This is a genomic window from Neobacillus sp. plas4, from assembly GCF_057221695.1.
In genome coordinates this window covers 1,698,976-1,720,792 of the sequence record NZ_CM170152.1, presented here as the reverse complement: position 1 = coordinate 1,720,792, position 21,817 = coordinate 1,698,976, and the positions used below count along the sequence as shown (strand labels likewise).

23 protein-coding genes are annotated in these 21,817 nt (G+C 36.9%); 6 read left to right on the top strand and 17 right to left on the bottom strand.

What is annotated here, in order from left to right; genetic code table 11:
* Position 1: 1 nt before the first annotated feature.
* The 4 genes from AC2TFD_RS08645 to AC2TFD_RS08630 all read right to left on the bottom strand — a co-directional run bounded on the left by AC2TFD_RS08645 (position 2) and on the right by AC2TFD_RS08630 (position 4,545).
* Complete coding sequence (locus AC2TFD_RS08645; RefSeq protein WP_484676285.1) at positions 2-1,321, bottom strand: dihydrolipoamide acetyltransferase family protein; 1,320 nt, start codon at positions 1,319-1,321, stop codon at positions 2-4.
* 121 nt (positions 1,322-1,442) lie between these two features.
* A complete protein-coding gene (locus AC2TFD_RS08640; protein WP_484675443.1) occupies positions 1,443-2,420 on the bottom strand; it encodes an alpha-ketoacid dehydrogenase subunit beta in 978 nt (325 codons plus the stop codon).
* A gap of 3 nt (positions 2,421-2,423) precedes the next feature.
* Positions 2,424-3,539, bottom strand: coding sequence for a pyruvate dehydrogenase (acetyl-transferring) E1 component subunit alpha (gene pdhA / locus AC2TFD_RS08635; protein ID WP_335510131.1), 1,116 nt, complete (start codon positions 3,537-3,539; stop codon positions 2,424-2,426).
* A 343-nt stretch (positions 3,540-3,882) separates the two neighbouring features.
* A complete protein-coding gene (locus AC2TFD_RS08630; RefSeq protein ID WP_484675442.1) occupies positions 3,883-4,545 on the bottom strand; it encodes a YkyA family protein in 663 nt (220 codons plus the stop codon).
* A 185-nt stretch (positions 4,546-4,730) separates the two neighbouring features.
* On the opposite strand from AC2TFD_RS08630, the gene def reads away from it, so the two are divergent.
* Complete coding sequence (gene def / locus AC2TFD_RS08625) at positions 4,731-5,285, top strand: peptide deformylase (protein ID WP_484675441.1); 555 nt, start codon at positions 4,731-4,733, stop codon at positions 5,283-5,285.
* A 39-nt stretch (positions 5,286-5,324) separates the two neighbouring features.
* Here the strand turns inward: def and AC2TFD_RS08620 are convergent, their stop codons facing one another.
* Entirely contained in the window at positions 5,325-6,095 is a 771-nt protein-coding gene (locus tag AC2TFD_RS08620) for a Cof-type HAD-IIB family hydrolase (protein ID WP_335567514.1), read from the bottom strand.
* A 531-nt stretch (positions 6,096-6,626) separates the two neighbouring features.
* Between AC2TFD_RS08620 and AC2TFD_RS08615 the strand changes: the two genes are divergently transcribed.
* A complete protein-coding gene (locus tag AC2TFD_RS08615; RefSeq protein WP_335510250.1) occupies positions 6,627-6,836 on the top strand; it encodes a DNA-dependent RNA polymerase subunit epsilon in 210 nt (69 codons plus the stop codon).
* 6 nt (positions 6,837-6,842) lie between these two features.
* Entirely contained in the window at positions 6,843-8,510 is a 1,668-nt protein-coding gene (gene rnjA / locus AC2TFD_RS08610; protein ID WP_335510248.1) for a ribonuclease J1, read from the top strand.
* Between the two features lie 78 nt (positions 8,511-8,588).
* Here the strand turns inward: rnjA and AC2TFD_RS08605 are convergent, their stop codons facing one another.
* The 12 genes from AC2TFD_RS08605 to AC2TFD_RS08550 all read right to left on the bottom strand — a co-directional run bounded on the left by AC2TFD_RS08605 (position 8,589) and on the right by AC2TFD_RS08550 (position 18,932).
* Positions 8,589-9,248, bottom strand: a complete 660-nt coding sequence (locus tag AC2TFD_RS08605) for a potassium channel family protein (RefSeq protein WP_335510247.1) — start codon at positions 9,246-9,248, stop codon at positions 8,589-8,591.
* 71 nt (positions 9,249-9,319) lie between these two features.
* Positions 9,320-10,228 (bottom strand): DUF4349 domain-containing protein, encoded by a 909-nt coding sequence (locus AC2TFD_RS08600; RefSeq protein ID WP_335567515.1) that lies wholly within the window; start codon positions 10,226-10,228, stop codon positions 9,320-9,322.
* A gap of 153 nt (positions 10,229-10,381) precedes the next feature.
* Entirely contained in the window at positions 10,382-10,837 is a 456-nt protein-coding gene (locus AC2TFD_RS08595) for a TlpA disulfide reductase family protein (RefSeq protein ID WP_484675440.1), read from the bottom strand.
* 24 nt (positions 10,838-10,861) lie between these two features.
* Positions 10,862-11,992: an N-acetyldiaminopimelate deacetylase gene (locus tag AC2TFD_RS08590; protein WP_335510241.1), complete on the bottom strand. Its 1,131-nt coding sequence runs from the start codon at positions 11,990-11,992 to the stop codon at positions 10,862-10,864.
* Positions 11,993-12,383: 391 nt separating this feature from the next.
* Positions 12,384-13,094 (bottom strand): 2,3,4,5-tetrahydropyridine-2,6-dicarboxylate N-acetyltransferase, encoded by a 711-nt coding sequence (dapD, locus tag AC2TFD_RS08585; RefSeq protein ID WP_335518828.1) that lies wholly within the window; start codon positions 13,092-13,094, stop codon positions 12,384-12,386.
* 72 nt (positions 13,095-13,166) lie between these two features.
* On the bottom strand, positions 13,167-14,051 hold the full coding sequence (gene ccpC / locus AC2TFD_RS08580; RefSeq protein ID WP_335518829.1) for a transcriptional regulator CcpC: 885 nt from the start codon (positions 14,049-14,051) through the stop codon (positions 13,167-13,169).
* 110 nt (positions 14,052-14,161) lie between these two features.
* Positions 14,162-15,673 carry an MDR family MFS transporter gene (locus AC2TFD_RS08575; protein ID WP_484675439.1) on the bottom strand — a complete coding sequence of 504 codons (1,512 nt, stop codon included), beginning with the start codon at positions 15,671-15,673 and terminating at the stop codon, positions 14,162-14,164.
* 44 nt (positions 15,674-15,717) lie between these two features.
* Positions 15,718-16,170 carry a cyclic-di-AMP-binding protein CbpB gene (gene cbpB / locus AC2TFD_RS08570; protein WP_484675438.1) on the bottom strand — a complete coding sequence of 151 codons (453 nt, stop codon included), beginning with the start codon at positions 16,168-16,170 and terminating at the stop codon, positions 15,718-15,720.
* 136 nt (positions 16,171-16,306) lie between these two features.
* A complete protein-coding gene (locus AC2TFD_RS08565; protein ID WP_263328189.1) occupies positions 16,307-16,543 on the bottom strand; it encodes a YkuJ family protein in 237 nt (78 codons plus the stop codon).
* 190 nt (positions 16,544-16,733) lie between these two features.
* A complete protein-coding gene (locus AC2TFD_RS08560) occupies positions 16,734-17,228 on the bottom strand; it encodes a DUF3993 domain-containing protein (RefSeq protein ID WP_484675437.1) in 495 nt (164 codons plus the stop codon).
* Positions 17,229-17,411: 183 nt separating this feature from the next.
* Positions 17,412-17,651: a hypothetical protein gene (locus AC2TFD_RS08555; protein WP_335518858.1), complete on the bottom strand. Its 240-nt coding sequence runs from the start codon at positions 17,649-17,651 to the stop codon at positions 17,412-17,414.
* Positions 17,652-17,720: 69 nt separating this feature from the next.
* Positions 17,721-18,932, bottom strand: a complete 1,212-nt coding sequence (locus AC2TFD_RS08550; protein WP_335518855.1) for an EAL domain-containing protein — start codon at positions 18,930-18,932, stop codon at positions 17,721-17,723.
* A gap of 161 nt (positions 18,933-19,093) precedes the next feature.
* Here AC2TFD_RS08550 and AC2TFD_RS08545 point away from each other — a divergent pair, with 161 nt between their 5' ends.
* From AC2TFD_RS08545 to AC2TFD_RS08535, 3 genes are all read left to right on the top strand, one after another.
* Positions 19,094-19,882, top strand: coding sequence for a C39 family peptidase (locus AC2TFD_RS08545; protein ID WP_335518853.1), 789 nt, complete (start codon positions 19,094-19,096; stop codon positions 19,880-19,882).
* A gap of 235 nt (positions 19,883-20,117) precedes the next feature.
* Positions 20,118-20,996, top strand: a complete 879-nt coding sequence (locus AC2TFD_RS08540) for a metallophosphoesterase (RefSeq protein WP_484675436.1) — start codon at positions 20,118-20,120, stop codon at positions 20,994-20,996.
* Positions 20,997-21,210: 214 nt separating this feature from the next.
* Positions 21,211-21,651: a YkyB family protein gene (locus AC2TFD_RS08535; RefSeq protein WP_335567579.1), complete on the top strand. Its 441-nt coding sequence runs from the start codon at positions 21,211-21,213 to the stop codon at positions 21,649-21,651.
* The last annotated feature ends 166 nt before the right edge of the window (positions 21,652-21,817 follow it).

The window sequence follows — 21,817 nt, the reverse complement described above, 5'->3', positions numbered from 1 at the left end:
GTTACGCCTCCATTAACAATAGTTCTGGATCGTTCAATAATCTCTTAATGTGATTTAATGCATTTTGAGCTGTCGCTCCATCAATCATTCTGTGGTCAAAACTTAATGACAATGCTAATACAGGAGCTGCAACAATTTCACCATCACGTACGATTGGTTTTTCTGCAATTCTTCCTACACCAAGTATTGCTACTTCTGGATGGTTAATAACAGGTGTAAACCATTGGCCGCCAGCTGAACCAATATTTGAAATCGTGCAAGACGCACCCTTCATTTCATTAGGAGCAAGCTTGCCATCACGTGCTTTTCCAGCTAATTCATTGATTTCATTTGAAATTGAGAATACTGATTTGCGATCAGCATCTTTAACAACCGGAACCAATAAGCCTTTTTCCGTGTCAGCTGCAATTCCAATATTATAGTAATGCTTATGGATAATTTCACTTGTAGCGTCATCAAGTGATGTATTTAGCGCAGGGAACTCGCGTAATGCACTTGTTAATGCTTTTACGATATATGGTAAGAATGTTAACTTAATGCCCTTAGCTGCAGCCACTTCTTTGAATTTTTTACGGTGTGTAACAAGTTTGGTTACATCCACTTCATCCATGAGCGTTACGTGTGGTGCAGTATGTTTTGAATTAACCATTGCTTTTGCAATTGCTTTTCGAATTCCACTCATTTTTTCTCGCGTTTCAGGATATTCTCCTTGTGGAATTTGGGCAGTTGCAGGTGCTGCTTCTTCCGCTTGTGCCGCTGGAGCTGCTGTTGCTTGTGGTGCCGTAACTGCAGCACCGCCGCTTAAGAATGCATCAATATCGTTTTTCACGATCCGTCCATTTTTACCAGAACCTGGAACTTGTGTGATTTCCACACCTTTATCACGAGCATATTTACGAACAGATGGCATCGCAATAATTTTACGGTTAGGGTCTACTACTCCTTGTCCTTGTGGTTCTGTGACGCCGATTCCATATGCAGGTGGAGCTGGCGGTGGTGTGGCTGGAGTTTCTTGAGCTGCTGGTGCAGGTGCAGCTGGAGCTTCTTGCTTCGGTGCTTCCTCAGCATGGTCGTCACCTTTGAATTGCAGGTTTTCATAACCTGGAGCATCAAATGTTACTAGTACCTGTCCAACTGTTGCAACTGTTCCTTCTGCTACTAAAACTTCTGTTACTGTACCTTCAACAGGTGAAGGAATCTCTACAACTGCTTTGTCATTTTGTATTTCGCAAAGTACGTCATCTTCCTGGACTTTATCGCCTGGCTTAATGAACCATTTAACAATCTCGCCTTCATGAATACCTTCACCAATGTCAGGCATTTTAAATTGGAATGTGGTTGCTGTTGCGCTCACTGGGATTCATCCTCCTATTTTTGCATAAATTTCTACCGATCTAGATAAGAAATAAGAGGGAAACAGTCCTACTATTTCCCAACTTATATTAGAATGTTAATACTTTTTTCGCTGTTTCAATAATGTCTTTATAGTTTGGAAGCCATACCGCTTCAGCCTGTGGGAATGGGTAAATCGTATCAGGTGCTGCTACACGAAGAACCGGTGCTTCTAAGCTTAAAATAGCGCGATCGCTAATTTCAGCAACAACATTAGCACCTACACCCGCTTGCTTTTGTGCTTCTTGAACAACAATCGCACGGCCTGTTTTTTCAACAGAAGCAATAATCGTTTCGATGTCAATCGGACTCACAGTACGTAAATCGATAACTTCAGCAGAGAATCCTTCCTTTTCCAGCTCTTCAGCAGCTTTTAAGGACTCATGAACCATTGCACCGTAAGTGATGATGGAAATATCTGTACCTTCACGTTTTACATCAGCTTTCCCAAGTGGAATCGTATATTCACCTTCAGGAACTTCTTGACGGAAAGAACGGTATAATTTCATATGCTCAAGGAAAATAACTGGATCATTATCACGAATAGATGAGATAAGCAGACCTTTGGCATCGTATGGTGTTGATGGTATAACCACCTTTAAACCTGGCTGTTGTGCCATTAAGCCTTCTAAGCTGTCAGCGTGCATATCTGGTGTATGTACGCCTCCTCCGAATGGTGAACGGAATGTGATCGGAGCACTGAATTTCCCGCCCGTACGGTAACGAAGACGAGCTGCTTGTCCGGAAATAGAATCCATTACTTCATAAACGAACCCAAAGAATTGGATTTCTGGAACGGGACGGAAGCCTTGCAGGGCTAGACCTATCGCCAAACCACCGATTCCTGATTCTGCTAAAGGTGTATCAAATACACGATCCTCGCCAAATTCATTTTGCAATCCTTCAGTTGCACGGAAAACACCGCCGTTAACACCAACATCTTCACCAAAAACTAAAACATTGGGATCATTTTTTAATTCCACACGCATTGCATCTGTAATTGCTTGAATCATTGTCATTTGAGCCATGACTTACTTCGACTCCTTTGCTGAATAAATTTCATATTGCTCTTTTAAGCTGTCTGGCATGTCGGTATACGTAATGTTCATTAGATCCGTTACCTTTTGCTTAGGAGCAGCATCTGCCTTTTTAAGCGCCTCTTTAATTTCTTCTTTTGCTTGTTCGATCACTTCGTTTTCTTTTTCCTCATTCCATAAGCCTTTCTTTTCAAGGAATTTACGGAAACGTACAAGCGGATCTTTCTTTTCCCATTCGTTATCCAGCTCAGCTGTACGATAACGTGTAGGATCATCTCCAGCCATCGTATGTGGGCCATATCTATATGTTAAAGTTTCTATAAATGTTGGTCCTTCACCGTTAATTGCACGCTCACGAGCATCTTTAACTGCTGCATACACTGCTAATGGATCCATACCATCTACCTGGATACCAGGGATACCGGCAGCCACTGCTTTTTGAGCAAGTGTTTTAGCAGCAGTTTGCTTATCAACAGGGGTTGAAATGGCAAAACGATTGTTTTGAGCAATAAAGATTGCTGGTGCTTTGTATGCACCTGCAAAGTTCATACCTTCATAGAAATCACCTTGAGAAGTTCCGCCATCACCTGTATATGTAAGCGCAACAGCCTTAACTCCACGTTTTTTAAATCCTAGCGCAACACCAGCTGTTTGAACGTACTGTGCACCAATAATAATTTGTGGAATAGCCACATTAACTCCCTCAGGAATTTGTCCGCCTTCAAAATGTCCTCTGGACCATAAAAACGCTTGGTATAAAGGAAGACCATGCCAGACAATCGGTGGCACATCACGATATCCAGGTAAAATGAAGTCTTCTTTTTCAAGAGCAAATTGAGAAGCTAACTGAGAAGCTTCCTGCCCTGCTGTTGGTGCATAGAAACCAAGACGTCCTTGACGATTTAACGAAATAGAACGTTGGTCTAGAATACGTGTATAAACCATACGGCGCATTAATTCCTGCAGTTGGTCATCACTTATGTTTGGCATAGCTGCTTCATTTACAACTTCGCCTTCTTCATTTAAAATTTGAAGCGTTGTAAATTGATCTTCTACTACTTCAAGTACTTTCTTAGCATCGACTTGAGCGTTCTGAGTTTTAGAAGCCATTCGTCACATCTTCCTTTCTTCCATTACAAAAATGTAAAATAAATTCCTCATATTAGATTACCCAAAACCCTAAAACAACATGAAGGATAAAATTCCCTTTTAGTCTGTTGTTCTGTACCATTTTTTCTAAAAAAATTAATAGTACAATAAATAATTCCATATTGAGTTTACATCAACAACATTAACTCGTCAAATACTATGTTTTATTATTTTACAACATGAATATATAATTAACTTATCATCAATAAATCATTTCTGTATCACTACCCACTCTCCTCTGTTATATTAAAATACCTTTGATTTTCTGCAAAAAAAACCAGCCATTGCAGGCCGATTTTTACTATCATTTTTCTAGTTTAAGTCCTGCCTCTTCATAATACTCTAGTTTCAACTTATTATATTGTGTAGTTAGTTTATTAAATTCTTCATTGGCCTCAGAAACATCTTTATACGTAGTATTTAATTCCGTTACCTGAGATTCAAGATTCTCAAAAGTTATATTTTTATCTTTTAACATTATATATAATTCTTTATCTAGTTCTAAAGCATGGGTATATTCTTGAGAAAGTTGGTTATGAACTTTGTATCGAAGGGTCATAATTTCAAATAATTCTTCAGCTTTTCTCTTTTGTTGAGTATCTTTTATTTTACTCTTTATTTCTTCTGCTTCTTTAAATTCCGTTTTTGAAGCTTGAATACTATCGACTTCTTTTTGTAAATGTTCTCGTCTTTTTTCATTTATTAAAAGTGCTTCTTCAGAAAGCTTCACAATTTCATCATGCTGTTTTAAACCGATAGACATGATCTGATTATACATTTCCTTTTCTTGCTTTTCTAAAGCTGCAAGTGGCTGTTGCTGCTCTTCAAATTCCTTCTCTGCTTCGACAACTTTTTCTAAAACTTGATACATTTCTTCAGCTGGCCTCTCCTTTTTAACACAGCCAGTTAACAAGGAAACACCTGCAAAAACGGATAAAACGATGAGACTAATTCTACTAATAGACAAGTGGCAACCCCCTAACTGATTACAATTCTTACTATATCTATACTTTATATTCTTGACAATAACTGTTTGAAATTATCTTTAAACAACTGTGAAGAATGATTATTCTCCAATTAACTTTTCTGGAATAGTCTGATAGACTATTGAGTATCAATATCTTTAGTTTATAAACAGGAGTGAATGGAATCATGTTAATGATGGATGATATCATTCGAGACGGCCATCCGACACTTAGAAAAGTAGCAGCAGAAGTATCAATGCCGCCATCGGAAGAAGATAGAGAAATCCTAAAAAGTCTTTTAGAATATGTACAAAATAGCCAAGACCCTGAACTTTCCTCAAAATATAAATTACGTCCTGGAATCGGGTTAGCTGCACCACAAATTAATGTTTCAAAGCGGATGATTGCTGTTCACCTCCTTGATGACAAAGGTAACTTAATTAGCTACGCATTATATAATCCAAAAATTGTCAGTCATTCTATTGAAAAAGCTTACCTTGTTTCAGGAGAAGGCTGTCTTTCAGTGGATGAAAATTTCCCAGGATTCGTGGAACGATTTGCTCGAATTACAGTAAAAGGCATTTCCTTGGAAGGAGAAGAAGTTAAACTCCGATTAAAAGGACTTCCAGCAATTTGTTTTCAACATGAAATTGATCATTTAAACGGAATTATGTTTTATGATCATATTAACAAACAAGATCCGTTCAAACCAATTGAAGGTGCAATCGCAATAGAGCGATAGAAATAGCGGTAGAGCTCTTAAGCTCTACCGCTATTTTCATTAGATTAACTGTAATTCTTTTAACCCATTCCAAATTCCATTTTGGGAAACATCAGAAGTAACTAAATCAGCAAGTGCTTTTGCCTCAGAAACCGCATTGCCCATTGCAACACCTGTTCCAACGGCTTTCAGCATTTCTAAATCATTCATGCCATCACCGAATGCATAAACGTCCTTCAAATCAAACCCCAGCCTATCAATCATTTGCTTTATTCCCTCCGCTTTTGAACCACCTTTTGGTAATACATCGACGGAATAGGGATGCCATCTAATAAAATCAAATTCAGGAAATTTCTCAAAATATTGTTTTTCTTCATCTTGGCTGCAGAAAAGTAAGGACTGATATATTTCCTTATCGATATAAAAAGATGCATCTTCCTCCGGATGGGGAAATAAAAGGCTCCCCAAACTTGTTTCAATATAAGAATGGTATTCAGTCGTCGCCTTCATCGTGGATTCGTTCATAAATATTAAGGGATGATCATTAGCATTCGTAACATGGAGGAATTTGTTTAACTCTGATTGATTTAACGGATTTCTATAAATCGCTTCATTTTCGAATACTACATATTGACCATTAAAACTTACAAAAGAATCAACATCTAATTCTTTCTTCAAATTTAAGAACATGAAAGGTGCTCTTCCAGTTGCAATTGCGACGAACACACCATTCTCCTTTAATATACGAATTGCCTTTTTTGTACTTGCTGGGAGTTGTTTTTCATGGTCAAGCAAAGTTCCATCTATATCAAAAAAAACTATTTTCTTCATAATAATTCTAACTCCTCTTTACGGTTTTATCATTTATTTCACTATTCAATAATTTTCTCAAATAAACACTAACATAACAGGAATAAATGTCAATTTATTAAACTTTCACACTTCTTCCATGTTTATCCATGATAGAATTCTTGTTTATACCATATAATATCAGTATAAAAAGCTTATTTTTAAAAAAATCTTTAATAAATCTACATGGCTTGCTTTACATTGGACAAGGATCGTTTAAAATAGTAAGTAAGGAGATGATCCACTATGTTAAAGAAGCTAAGAAAGAAGCTTTTAAAACAGTGGAAAGATTTATTACGAAAAAAATCGATTGCCTAACAACACTTTTTTCGAGCCCTTCAAACTTGCGAAGGGCTCCTTCCTTATTGTAAATTGATTATCAGTGTATTTTTTACATATTTTTTCTATAGTTCCAAGTGTTTACTTTCTAGGTGAAAAGTGAATTTAAATGAAAAAAATGTAATTATTTTATATAATAGAAAAAGTCATGATCGATTAAGGAGCGAATGAATTATGGTATTTAAAGTTTATTTTCAGGAAACAAACAAGGAAGTTCCTGTAAGAGAAAAAACAAAGGTTCTTTTTGTGGAAGGAGAATCTGTAAGGGATGTTAGAAAAAAAATAAATGACCGTGGCTATAACGTTGAATTTGTACAAGCAGTAACAGGAGCATATTTAGAATACGAGCAACAAAATGAAGATTATAAAGTATTGGAGATTTGATAATTTATGAAATTTGTAAAAAATGACCAAACGGCAGTTTTTGCTTTAGGCGGTTTGGGTGAAATTGGTAAAAACACATATGCTGTGCAATTTCAGGATGAAATTATTCTGATTGACGCAGGAATAAAATTCCCAGAGGATGAGCTCCTAGGGATTGATTACGTTATCCCTGATTACACCTATTTAGTAAAAAATGAAGATAAAATTAAGGGATTGTTTATTACCCATGGACATGAGGACCATATTGGCGGTATTCCTTATTTGCTAAGAGAAGTAAATATTCCTATCTATGGCGGAAAACTTGCTTTAGGACTTATAAAAAATAAACTTGAAGAGCACGGCTTACTAAGAAACGCAAAGCTTATTCCGATCCAAGAAGATGATGTGATTAAATTCCGTAAGACATCTGTTACCTTTTTCCGTACCACCCATAGTATTCCAGATTCATACGGTATTGTTGTTAAGACCCCACCAGGACAAATCGTCCATACGGGCGACTTCAAATTTGATTTTACTCCAGTAGGCGAACCTGCCAATTTAACCAAGATGGCTGAAATTGGAAAAGAAGGCGTATTGTGTTTACTATCTGATAGTACAAATAGCGAAATCCCTGAGTTTACGATGTCCGAGCGGTTGGTTGGTGAGAGCATTGATGATATCTTCCGGAAGGTTACTGGCCGTCTCATCTTTGCGACCTTTGCCTCTAATATTTATCGATTGCAGCAAGTAGTTGAGGCAGCAGTAGCGAATGGTAGAAAAGTAGCTGTTTTTGGCAGAAGCATGGAATCGGCGATTACGATTGGTCAGGAACTTGGCTACATTAATGCACCAAAAGAAACATTTATCGAAGCGAATCAAATTAATCGACTGCCTGCTGACAAGGTTACCATTTTATGTACAGGTAGTCAGGGTGAGTCAATGGCTGCTTTATCTAGAATTGCGAATGGTACCCATAGACAAATTCAAATTATCCCTGGTGATACAGTAGTCTTCTCCTCTTCACCAATACCTGGGAACACCATTAGTGTTAATCGAACAATCAATAGTTTATTCAGAGCGGGTGCTGAAGTTATTCACGGTAAACTTAGTAACATCCACACATCTGGACACGGTGGTCAAGAAGAACAAAAATTAATGCTTCGTTTAATAAAACCAAAATTCTTTATGCCAATACATGGTGAATATAGAATGCAAAGAATGCATGCTAAACTAGCAGTGGATTGTGGCGTTAACGAAGAAAATTGTTTTATCATGGATAATGGTGAAGTTTTAGCGCTATCTGATAACAGTGCGCAAGTGGCCGGCAAAATCCCTTCAGGCTCAGTTTATATTGACGGAAGCGGAATTGGCGACATCGGAAATATTGTTTTACGCGATCGAAGGATTCTTTCAGAAGAGGGATTAGTCGTTGTTGTCGTAAGCATTAACATGAAAGATTTCAAAATTGCTTCTGGACCTGATCTTATCTCAAGAGGATTCGTCTACATGAGAGAATCTGGAGATTTAATAAACGACGCTCAAAATTTAATAACTAAACACTTAAATAAAGTTATGGAACGTAAAACGAGCCAATGGTCAGAAATAAAAAATGAAATAACCGATACATTATCACCTTTCCTTTACGAAAAAACAAAACGCAGACCCATGATCTTACCTATCATTATGGAAGTATAGTAAAGAAGAAGCGCCTTTATGGGGCGCTTCTTCTTTATTGTCAAGCTTTAACGCTATAGACATAGGCTAAGATATTTCCTATTGCATTACTTTCCGCTCAAATCGATCAATGTCTTCATCTGCACCAATTACGATCAATACATCGTTTGCACGAATATCTTCATTTGCTTTTGGAGAAACGATAATATCCATTCCTCTTTTTATCGCAACAATATTTAGCCCATATTTTTTTCGAATGTCTAAATCAAGTATGGTATGACCACTTATCCTACTATTTGCGAAAATTTCAACGATACTATGTTCATCAGATAGTTCCAGGTAATCCAATACGCTGCTTGAGGACATATTATGAGCAATTCTTCTTCCCATATCTCGTTCCGGATGGACAACTTTATCTGCGCCGATTTTCATAAGAACTTTTTCGTGATAATCATTTTGGGCTTTTACCGTGATATGATTTACACCAAGCTCCTTTAGAATTAAAGTTGTTAGAATACTGGATTGAATATCCTCACCTATTGCAACGATTACATGATCGAAATTTCGAATGCCGAGACTTTTAAGTACTGCCTCATCGGTGGTATCACCAACAGCTGCATGTGAGGCAATCATGGCGTATGAGTTTACTCTTTCTTCGTTTTTATCAATCGCAAGTACTTCAAAACCTTCATCGGAAAGAGTACGACAAATACTCCCGCCGAACCTGCCTAAACCGATTACTGCAAAATTTTTCTTCACTATTACTCCCCCAGCAAAAGTCATTAATCAATTTTATCATAGCATATCCAAAATAGTTGAATATACAAGTTTTACTCCTTGTCTTTTCTTTTGATTACTTTCTTTACATTAAAATAAATGATAACAGCAATTACACCAATCATCCCTAAGATAGGTAGATTACCTAACAGGAAAACAATGAAACCTGAAATAGCTGTTAACAATAGGTTTGTACTTTTCATGAATTGTTTTTTCGTTTTATCCCAAGTTTTAAGGTCTTCATCTTCTAAATTTGGAACAATCACTTTATTTTCATAAAGAGATATATGGACGGTTGACAGTGAAGTTTGATTTTCTAAATATTTCATTCGCCCTTGTATGGTTTCAATTTCCTCCTGAACTGCAGCAAGATCAGCTGAAATCTTCAAAAGGTCTTCTGTTTTCTGCGCAGCTTCCATAAAAGACGTTAATCGTTCTTCCACGACCCTTTTAGATTTTAATCTAGACTCAAGATCCACATATTCTTCGGTTACATCAGTGCCAGAAATGTTTCTTTGTAAAACCTCTGCAGCCAGACCTTCGGCGTCATGCAAAAATGACTGGAAGTTCTGCTGGGGAATGCGAACACTGATTCTCCCGCTTACTTGTTCTACTCCATCCTTAGATACACTAGATTCAGCGATATAACCACCATATTTCTCTACCTGTGCTTCAAGACTTTCCAACGTTTTTTCAAACTTCTTCACACGTAGTTGTAAATCGGCTTGATAGATCACCATTTGATTAGGGACGTCTATCTCTGCTGATAAAGTTTGGTCTTGTGCTGCGTTATTATCCAACGCTAATGATTCTGACTTTTCCACTTTATTATCCTGTACCGAATCAAATTCTGCAGTATTGTCACTACTTATCTTCGCCTCATCACTCTTACTGCTTGAACTGCAGGCAGCCAGGGAAAGAGTCAGCATAATCGGAATAAAAAAAAGTAGTACTTTTTTCATAAAGCAAACCCCCTTTTTGTCTATTATTAATACCGACGGTAATAATTTCAGATGGTTACAAAAAAGAATAAAAAGTCTGTTTCTTGCCAAAGGTTTAGAAAGAGCCATTAAAAAAGACTGCTCGTGATGAACGAACAATCTCGTAAAATCTGCCTAAAAAGTCTTTTCTAATTCTTCTAATATGCGGTTTACTCTTTTATCCAGCATATTCAACCCTCTGGCGCCCGCTTGGAAATGCCTGAGTTTTCCAGCGTGATCAAATAGATAATAAGCAGGAACGTATTGGTTGTCAAATACCGCTGCTAATTTATGTTCACTATCAACAAAAATAGGCTGATTTATACCATGTTCCGCAGCAACAGCTTTGATTTGAGCGATATCTAAGTCTTCTTCGGATCTTGGCATATGAACGGCAACCACATTTAATTCATCTTTATAATGGTCACGGAACTGGTTAACCTGTGCCATGGCTACTTTACACAAGTAACAGCTGACTGACCAGAAATGAATAAGAGTCGGTTTATCACCAACTAAATCCTCTCTTTTAACTTCTCCATTTAACCATTTCTCTGCACCAGTTAAATCTGGCATTGGCTCAAGTAGTTCCATCTTTTAACCCCCTTTTTTTAAAAATTAACGATTACCTTGATATGTTATATAACTAGACAGAATGTCGATGGCAACTTTAATCGCGTCTTCATTCGGATTTAACTTTGAATGGTGAAGTCCGTATTTCGAATCTACTCCAAGCCAAAACATTAAGCCTGGAATCTCCTTCAGCATGTATCCGAAATCCTCTCCAGTCATTGCTTCCTTGCATTCAATCACATTAACAGATGTATTTTTTTTGATGTAATGAATGAAATCCCGCGTAATTTCCTCATTATTGTATACCTGGTGATACATCGCACCGTAATCAATTACCGCCTCACATTCAAAGCCTGTCTCAATCCCTTTTACCACAGCATCAATTCGATGTTTAACATGATCCATTGCCTCATCGGAAAGAGTTCGAATAGTTCCTTCGAGCCTAGCCTTTTCAGCAATAATATTTTGAACAGTCCCACTAGCGATTTTGCCAATGGTAATGACCGCACTGTCTAATGGATTTATATTACGAGATATGATCGTTTGCAGCTGACTCACAAGCGAACAGGCAGCTATCACCATATCATTCGTTAGATGTGGATAGGCTGCATGGCCCCCTTTTCCTTTCAAATCGATAAACAGTTCTGAGGTATTCGCAAATAATAGCCCTTCTCTTAATGCAATCGATCCTACAGGGTATTCAGGTGCGATGTGTAGAGCAAAAATAACATCCGGCTTCCATTCCTGCATGGTATCAGATTTCAGCATTGGCTCAGCACCACCTGGTCCCTCCTCAGCTGGTTGAAAAATAAACAAAATGTCATCTTCAATTGGGTTTTGAACAAAATAGGTTAGTACTCCCAGCGCGATACTCATATGAAAGTCGTGTCCACAGGCATGCATTTGGTCCATATGAGTGGAAGAGAATTCCAATCCTGTTTCTTCAACAATGGGTAGACCATCAATATCTGCTCGATAGCCGATTGTTTTCCTTGGATTTGTACCATGAACTTTTACAAATAGTCCTGTTCTCCATTTTCTAATAGCTATTCTCTCTTGTGATAAGGTTTCTATGTAGGATAATAAATAAGCTTGGGTTTTATATTCTTGAAATCCTAATTCTGGGATAAGATGCAAATCACGTCTGATTTTTATAAAAGGGTTCACATTTTTCACTCCTTAATTAGAAATCGCAAGCGCCCTGGTCAGCGGCGTATTGCCTAGAGCGCTCCAACTGAGATAAAGGAAACACGAAGAGCCAAGCCGCTACTTGAATTACTTCATTGCAGCTTTGCGACGAGCTGAACAGCCGCTACTCTGAATTTGCTATGGCGCAGGAGCAGATTTGGCGCATTCGATGTTGACTTATCGTAGGTAGGTAAAAATCCTGAAGGGATTTTTACTCGCGGAGAGCGAAGGACACTAGCCGCTAGGGCGCTCCTCATAAAAGCTAACGCTTTTCTTTCGTGCGAAGTAACGCTTCCGAAGTTTACTCTAGTGGAGCTGGACAGTACTAGAAAGAAAGCGTGGAAAAATTCCACGCTCTCTAATTGTTTATTGTTTAGTTCTATAGTTGGCGAAGTTCTTGCATAATTTCTGTTTTTGATTTTGTTTTTTCATCAATATCTTTAATTTTTTTCGCCGGGGTTCCCGCTACCACTGTATACGGCGCTACATCTTTAGTAACAACCGCACCTGCAGCAACTACAGAACCTTTCCCTACTCTAACACCCTCTAGCACCACGGCATTTGCACCAATTAAAACATCATCTTCGATAATGACAGGCTGTGCGGATGGTGGTTCAATAACACCAGCCAAAACTGTACCGGCACCAATATGACAATTCTTACCTACAGTCGCTCTGCCGCCAAGAACAACCCCCATATCAATCATTGTTTTTTCACCAATAACTGCTCCAATATTAATAACAGCACCCATCATGATAACAGCATTATCACCAATTTCTACTTGGTCACGAATTGTAACACCTGGCTCAATACGGGCATTAATATTTTTCGTATTTAATAATGGAATCGCAGAATTTCGACGATCATTTTCAACTACATAATCTTCAATTTTTGCTTGGTTTGATTCTAAGGCTGGATTAATGTCAGACCATTCTCCAAACACGACACCGGTATTACCGTTTATAAATGTTTTAGAATTGCTTCCAAAATTGATACCTTCCAAATCTCCTTTTACATACACCTTTACTGGCGTTGATTTCTTGCTGTTTTGAATAAAAGAAATAATTTCATTGGCATCCATCATTTTCATGGTAAAACCCCCAAATATAATTAAAATTACTTTACCAAACAAAAGTATTGAAAACAAGAAAAATAAACATAATCATTTGCCGCTTTGACCGCAATATTCTTTAATTAAATCCACAAAAGCCTGCACCTGTTTTAGTTGAAAAGAAGATTCATACGCTAATAACCATGTATCACGTTTGAGTGATTCACCATTTTCATCAAGTAAAGGAACTTTATAAATTTCCTTTTCAGTGCTATTTAAAGTTATTCCAGGCAAGATAGAATACCCTAAACCATTAAAGGTTAATTGTTTACATGTTTCAATTTGATCGACAACGATTGTTCTTTTAGGTGAAGCTTTGAATTGCCGCATCCACCAATCTTGAATTTCCTGATAATAATTTGAATCACTCTTAAATTGGATAAAAGGCCTATCAGTTTCTAATAACTGTTCAGGTCTGGTGATGTCTCGATCAACCAAATAAAGTGGATCACTGAATAGTTTAATTTTTACCCCTTTCCAATCTGGCATTCCCCTTATAATACCGATATGTACTTGATCTTCATATAGACTTTTCAGTATTTCACTGCTCCAACCAGTAATTAATGAAATTTTTGCTTGAGGATAAGTATTACTATACTTTTTTAACACTGGCGGCAGCCAATTTTGACCTACTATTGAAGCGACAGCTATTTTTAATGTACCAAATACACCGGATTGTAATGAGTTAATCGTTTCACGTACCTTTTCTTCCTTAACCAGTACCTCATTAACAAATTGGATGACATGCTCTCCAGCGGGAGTAAGTGATAATCCTTTTTGAGAGCGGATAAATAATTTCGTTCCCCACTCCTTCTCTATTGTTTGTAAGCGCTGAGACAGCGCAGGCTGTGAAACAAATAGCCTCTCTGAAGCTTTACGCATATTCATTTCTTGAGCCAAAACGGATAATAATTGATATTCAGATATTGAGGACAAAACCATCCACCTTTTATTCTTTAGTAAGATGCCGCGCTTTACTATTATATATAGAAAATTAAATCATTTCATTAAAAAGCTAAACTTATAATAAAAAATAGCCCTGCAGCTTAAGCTGCAGAGCCTGGTTTTCTTTTAGGGATAAAGCTTATCAAAAGTAAACTAATAAGTGCAAAGAATAATACCACATAATATACCCAATGCAAGGATTGAGTAAGCCCTTCCTGAAGGAGTTCCCGCGCTGATTCTGATAAATTTGACTGCTCATTTTCTTTTAATAAAAGAGTTGCAGAATCAACAGTTAATGGTTCTTCTGATTTATTTGCATGCTCCCTTAGAAAGATACCTAATCGATTATTAAGAATTCCTCCAAGCAAAGCTGCTCCTATTGTATTTCCTAGATTTCTCATGAACATATTGGCAGCAGTTGCGATTCCCCTTTGCTGCCAGCTTACCGTACTCTGTATGGAAACGATAAAAGCAGTAGACGTTAATCCCATCCCTATACCAACAATAAAGGAGCCTAAGGCTGCCCACAATGGGCCTGAAGAGGCATTCATGGTTACAAATACAAAGCTTCCAATGAGTAAGGCTGCTCCTCCAATCAAAGAAGTTTTACGATATCCAATAGAGTTTAGCATTTTCCCAGAAAATGTTGACGCTATCGGCCAGCCAATGGACATGGCTGTTAATGTAAATCCTGCAACTATTGGGGTTTGTTCCATTACCCCTTGCACAAAAGTAGGAAGAAAGCTTGAAATCCCGATTAACATTATTCCAGTCGTTAACGATGTCACATTGGCAACAAATATAGATCGTTCCTTCCAGATTTCAAATGGCATAACAGGTTCTTTGGCTCGCCCTTCATGAAAAACAAACAAAGTAATTGTCACTAAAAACAGGACAATCAAGCCTAATACCTGCCAAGAGAACCATGACCATCTGCCTCCGCCTTCAACTAGCAAGAACATTAAAGTGGAAACCGATACCATTATTAAAAATGCCCCTATGTAATCAATCTCATGTTTTTTCTTTTCAACATTTTCATGCAGGAATAATCCTAAAGCAATGAGAGAAAGAATTCCAAGTGGAATGTTAATCCAAAAAACATAATGCCAGCTTACGTACTGAACGAGTAATCCACCAACTGCTGGTCCCGTAACAGCGGAAATCCCCCATACACTTGCAAGATACCCTTGAACTTTTGCTCTTTCCTCAGCGGTGTAGATATCGCCCACAATAGTGGTAGCAATTGGCGTAACTGCTCCAGCACCAAACCCCTGGATTAAACGAAAGATAATTAGGGCTTCCATCGATGTTGCAAAGCCGCAAAGAATAGATCCAATTAGAAAGACGATAATCCCAAAAAAAAGAATAGGTTTTCTGCCAAATAAGTCAGATAATTTACCATAAATAAGGACTGTTACCGCGTTCATTAAAAGGTACGCAGAAAAAACCCAACTGTAAAGAGTAAATCCTCCTAAGTCAGCAACAATGGCAGGCATTGCGGTAGAAACAATTGTGGCTTCAATTGCTCCCATAAACATAGCGAGCATTACTGCTGCTAACACAAGGGGTCTTTTTGTCTTCCCTCTTTTTGATTTGGAAATTGGATCACCCATTTTTACACCTCAAATAGAAAATAATACAGCCCCCTTCTGGGAGCCTATTTATCACTCTTATTCATCTTGTTTACGTCTAAATTTAACTGCATTAACACTGTACTTCTTGGTAATATCCCTTCAAAATACCCTTCCTCTGTATCAACACATAGAAAAGGGTGATTTACTAAGAGCCTAAGACAAGTTCTTATGGAAGCCGTTACCTTTACTCGTGGAACAGAAACCATCATTACCTCTTCTACTCTTTTTTTTTCAAGTTGTTCGAATTCGATTCTTTCAAGTCCGAGTATGGAATCCATAATAATTGGAGTACTAATTAAACCATGTAATTTATAATTCGGATCTAGTACGGGTATGGCTGTATAGCCACTTTTTGTTAAGACCAATAATGCATGTTCAAGATTATTTCCAACTTGTACATGAGCAACTCGCTCGGATGGAATCATTAATTTTCGAATATCTATCTCTAAAAATTCTCCACTGTGAAGACTTATCATCGCCGAAAACTCCTCAATGTTTGTTATACCACATGTATATTCTACCATAGTTTTCGGAAAACTGGGTTTTTTTATGAAAACGTTAAAATGCGGCCTTTTAAAACAACAGAAAAAAGATAGGAACCGTTGCCGGCCCCTATTGAATTAGATCAAATATTTCAATGGTAATCATGTCTACATTATCAAATTGATAACGCTTTGGTTTTTCCTTTTCATTATATATTTCTAATTCAAATGTTTCTGTTTTCGGATGAAATGTTACCTGACACTTTCTTTCGCCATTTACTTCGAAATAGCGTTGTGCCGGTTCACCTCCACTAGACTGTTCCTGAAGGTTTTTTAACCGGGTTAGTATTCCTTGAAGCTGTGACATATGCTCCGTCTCCTTTCAAACACAAGCAAACTTTCTACTGTTATGTTTCTCTTTTAGCATATTTCTATCCTGATGGATTTTTTCCAGAATATTATCCGCAGGTTTTTATGCCAATAGTAAAAGAATAAAATAACAGACAGCATTTGTCCAAATAAAAATGAAAAAAATGGGTCTTTTTTTTTCAAATCGCTCAAAATGCTTTCTCCAAGACAGAATCAGGAATATTATTATATAAAAATTGGTCCACTTTCCACCCACCGTTAACCTTGTTTAATAATACCCCCTCAAAATGTTCGTCATAACCAACAGGACCATCTGTCGACGCAGGGAAAAATTCAAAAACATAAATACGGTCAGAAGAAATGACTACTTTAGTTTTATTTGAATATTGAAAAAAGGGAATATAATATTGTGCAAAATCCGAGCCATATGTAACAAATTCCCCTTCTTCTTCAAAAATATTTTCATTCCAAAATAATTCTTGATAGACTTTTGAAAAATAAGGATCTAATAATTCGATTATTTCTTTTTTTGTCCTAGTCTTTTCACTTAAAGAAATCTGAGTTTCAAATGCTTCCTGTAACAGGCTGAACACCTCAGTTTTCGTGTTTAGTTTCATATTTGCATTTGGAGACAAGGGTATTAATAATAGAACTACGAATAGTAAAAATAACATTTTCTTCATTTCCTTTTTCCCCCTATTCAGTAAAAAGCATTCGTTCTATTCATTTTATCAACAAATATTCTTAAAAATCTTAAAAATAAATCGCAAAAAACCACCAGCAATAGACATAAAACCCCAAATTCCTTATATGCCTTTTTGCGTGTTTCTAAGAAAATTGTATAAAAAATAGACCTCAATTGAGGCCTATCGTAAAAAAGTCATAGCAACAAAAAGAATGATGAATAGAAGCAATGCAAAAAATATACCCCAAGCCAAAAAAATCGGATTGCCTAAATAAACATGTTTTTGTACTGGTTTAGGGATCTGTGTATCTATTTCTCCTTCAACAGCCTTTTGTTGTCTTCCAACAGATAATGTATAGATAAGCGAACCCGCAAGAATTCCAACAATAGCAATCGAAAGTGCATTAACAAATAGATTCATGAGCGATTTTCTCCTTTAATAAGGTTATTATTAAATTCCCACTCAATGACCTTTCCTATACTCTATTCGTTATAACAATTGATCATTGTCAAATAAATATTGATACGAGATGTCGATAAACAAATAGTCATTTCCACTTATAGGAATGGAGAATGTCCGAATCGTCTCCCCTGTTTCAATATCGCTATATAGATCAGACAATATTCCTTTACGATCATTTCTCATTTTAATAATATTTTCTAAAAAGTATGGACGCCAGCTCCAATTCTTTTGAATATATTCCTGTTGGGAGTACCAGCCGCTTTCCCCTTTAAAAATATTTGAGGATATTTGAAAGCCATCCTCATCACAAACATACATCCGGAATGCAATTTGATCCATTTCTTTTACAATCAAAGATATTAACTCTTCATACTTTGCCTTTTTATTCCTCACTAAAATATCTTGAATCTTATCTTGAAAATATTCTGCTGCCGAATAAAGTGCTTCGAGCTTCTTTTTCTCATACGTGATAAATTCATGGAATTTTCCCTTAAGACGCTCTTTAAGTATGTCACGCTCGATAAACATCTCTGCAGGAGGGTGGAGATAGTACCCCTGGTAATATCTCCCTCCATTTTTCCAAGCGAATTGAAGCTGATAACTCATTTCTATATTTTCAAAAAGTAATGTCGCTCCAACCTTTCTTGCTAATAATGACAGAGAAAATAATAAATCCGTAAAGCTTGCAGCCGCTGCATTTGATTTTAATGGCTGTAAATTAATTTTTATAATTTCAGGATTAAGCTGACCAATTCGTTCAAAATAATTGGTATCACTATCAATACTTGCAATGGCAATTTTTATACCATATGTCCGGTAGTATTGTAATAAGTGATCCAATTGACCAAAATCACCTTTATAATTTCCTTCAGAAATTTCTAGGACAATCCTCTTTAAATTCAATCCTCTTTTTTCAAAAGCCAAAAGTTCTTGTAAAAATGGCTCTCCATGCCCGTACATGAGTAAATCGGCATCTCGATTCAAAAAGATACTAATATCATCTTCAAGCTTTAATACAAGTTCTAAAGCCTTTTGAACGAGCAAAAGATCAACCTCATACTTATATTCCTCTGGAATTTGATCATCAAGAAAAAAATTGCCTAAGCTGACGATGTTACCTTCTGACTGATATCTGCCTAAAACCTCATACCCAATGACACGCTGCTCATCTGCACTAAAAATTGGTTGAAAATAAGGAATGACATTTTCAAGATCCGTTAGGATATCCAATGCATCCATTCAAGTACCCTCCAGCAAAAGATTTTCCTCATTATACCATACCCTTATATACAATACGCTTAACTCGGATAACTTGTTCTTTTCCAAAATGATACCATTATAGACCTATTCAAACATTCAAAGGATAAATACCAAGTCCATTTGAAATGGAGGGATTCCGTTTGAAAAAACTTTACCTATTGGTTTCCATTCTTCCACTGTTTGGATGGAACAATACGGATGAGAGTGTTACACCGCATGCTGATAAACAGAACTATACACAAATATACGAGCAAGTACCGAGTCCTGCTATTAAGAAAACCGCAAACCCATCCAGCTCCACTACAGAAGTAAACCAAAAGCCAGCCAAAAAGGAATCTGTGTTGCTGGATGTTGTATTAATTAATCAGCTGCCTGAGTTAAGATATGGATGCGAAGTAACAAGCCTGGCGATGGTATTAAATCATGCAGGTGTGAAAACTGACAAAATGGAGCTATATCGCTCGATTAAAAAAGATCCTGACCCCATCACTAGGGCTCCAAACGGGGATATAATAAGTTGGGGAAACCCAGATGAAGGGTTCGTTGGAGAGATGACGGGTAAACAGGCGGGTTATGCGGTCTTTGATAAACCGATGGAAGCTCTCGTCAACCAAAAGCTGCCAGGCAGTGCTGTAAATTTAACAAATCAGCCATTTGAAAAAGTACTGGACCATGTTTCTGCTGGTTATCCCGTAGTGGTTTGGACTACAGGAGATTATCGCTTACCAGATCGTTGGGAGCAATGGAATCATGGGCAGCAAGTAATAAAAACACCACTTGACCTGCATGCTGTTGTACTTGTAGGGTATAATGCAAACTATGTATATTTAAATGACCCTCTGTCTGGAAAAAAACAAGTAAGAGTAGGAATAGATCAATTTATTGAATCCTGGAAAGCATTGCAAAGCCGTGCAATTAGTTATCGATAGAAAACTAATGACACCGAGCCCCTAGGCGCTGGAGCTAGACACATAAAAATTAGGAAGCAGCCAAAAGGCTGCTTTTATGAATTTTTTTGACATTTTTGAATATGAACTAATGTAGATCTTTTTTGCTGCAGGATTTTCCGACATATTACTTGCAAAATTGACCATTATTAAAGAAAATACAAGTTGACTCGTTTTTAATAAAGAGAAAACAATGGAGATAGGTTGGTAATTCATTATGCCCCAAAAATTGAAAAGGAGAACCTTCCTGAAACGCATATTTGGCACATTTCTCACCGTTCTCGGTCTTGGTTCAGGCGGTTACTTTTATGCAAAACGAATCGAACCTTCACTTCTTGAAATAAATAAATTGGAGATTAAACATTCTTTAATACCCAATAGTTTTAATGGGATTAAAATTGTCCAATTTAGCGATACTCATTTAGGTTTTCATTATAATTTGAACCAACTAAAAAATTTGGTTAAAAAAATTAATCATTTACAGCCTGACATAATTATTTTTACTGGCGACTTATTGGACGAGCCTAATAAATATAAGGAAATTAATAAAGTAGCTCCTATTTTACAGCAGCTAAAGGCGAATATGGGGAAATATTGTATTTACGGAAATCATGACCACGGTGGTTATGGTTCTGAAATCTATAAAAATCTAATGGAACTATCGAACTTTACTGTTTTACTAAATGAATCCCTTAGGATCAAACAAAATGATGGAAGCTTCATTTCACTGCTAGGTATAGATGATCAGATGTTGGGGAAACCTGATTTGTCACTAGCTATGAAGCAGGTAACAGAGGATTCGTTTAAACTTTTATTATCTCATGCACCGGATATTGCAGATGAAGCCTCCACTTATCAAATCCATTGGCAGTTAAGCGGTCACAGTCATGGGGGTCAGGTAAAAATACCTTTTATCGGTGCACTCGTTATTCCCCCTTTTGCAAAAAATTATCCCGAAGGTTTTTATTCAATTGGTACCAGTAATCCTTTATCCTTGTATGTAAATCGAGGAATTGGAACTACCCGGCTTCCTTTTCGTTTCATGGCAAAGCCCGAAATAACTGTATTTACATTGGTCTCAGCAAAAACAGATTAAAAATTATCCCTTTACCATGTTGGATAGGGATTTTTTAATTTGGTGGATATAAGTCTTTATTTTCCACAATAATGTTTTTACATTCTTGAATTTCTGTTTTACAATTAAATAATAATAAAAGAATGACCTGATATCAAACTTGGCTTTACGAAACGTAAGCTAGGAAGGAGAACATATTTTGACTTATGTTAGAAAACACCCCTATACAAAAGAAATGCTAACCATTGATCACCTCTCACAAGCTCTCTTTATTGTTAATCGCCATGCTAAGACCGCTCCAAACCCCAAATTCTTATACAAATTAAAGCATGAAACATTAAAGAAACTAATAGAAGATGGAAAAGCAAAGAAAATAGGACTTCATTTTTCTGAAAATCCTCGCAATAGTAAACAGCAATCTGATGTTCTCGTCGAATGTGGTCTTTATACTTTTCATATACCACCTTCAAAGACAGATTTTACAGAGCTTCCCCATTTAGGGAAATTGGACGGCAGTGTTAGAAATCCCAGAACCTCGCTTTCGCTTACCCAAGCAAAAACCATATTACAAACATACACCGGGATAACAGAAGTGGAACCACCGCCCTCCAATCCACGGAAAAACCGACCATATCAAAAACCAATTTTTAAAAAGCTAGGAGAAAGATATACGTAAAGAAACCAGGTTATCCGGCTTCTTTTACGTATATCTTTGTAAGATTTTTGCTACAGTTTTGTGAAAATAATTTTAAACTCTTTCACTAGACATAGACCACGCTGTTTTTTTACTTTGTTTCTAGGCATGCTTGCCATTAATTAATAATTATTCTATAAATCAGAGT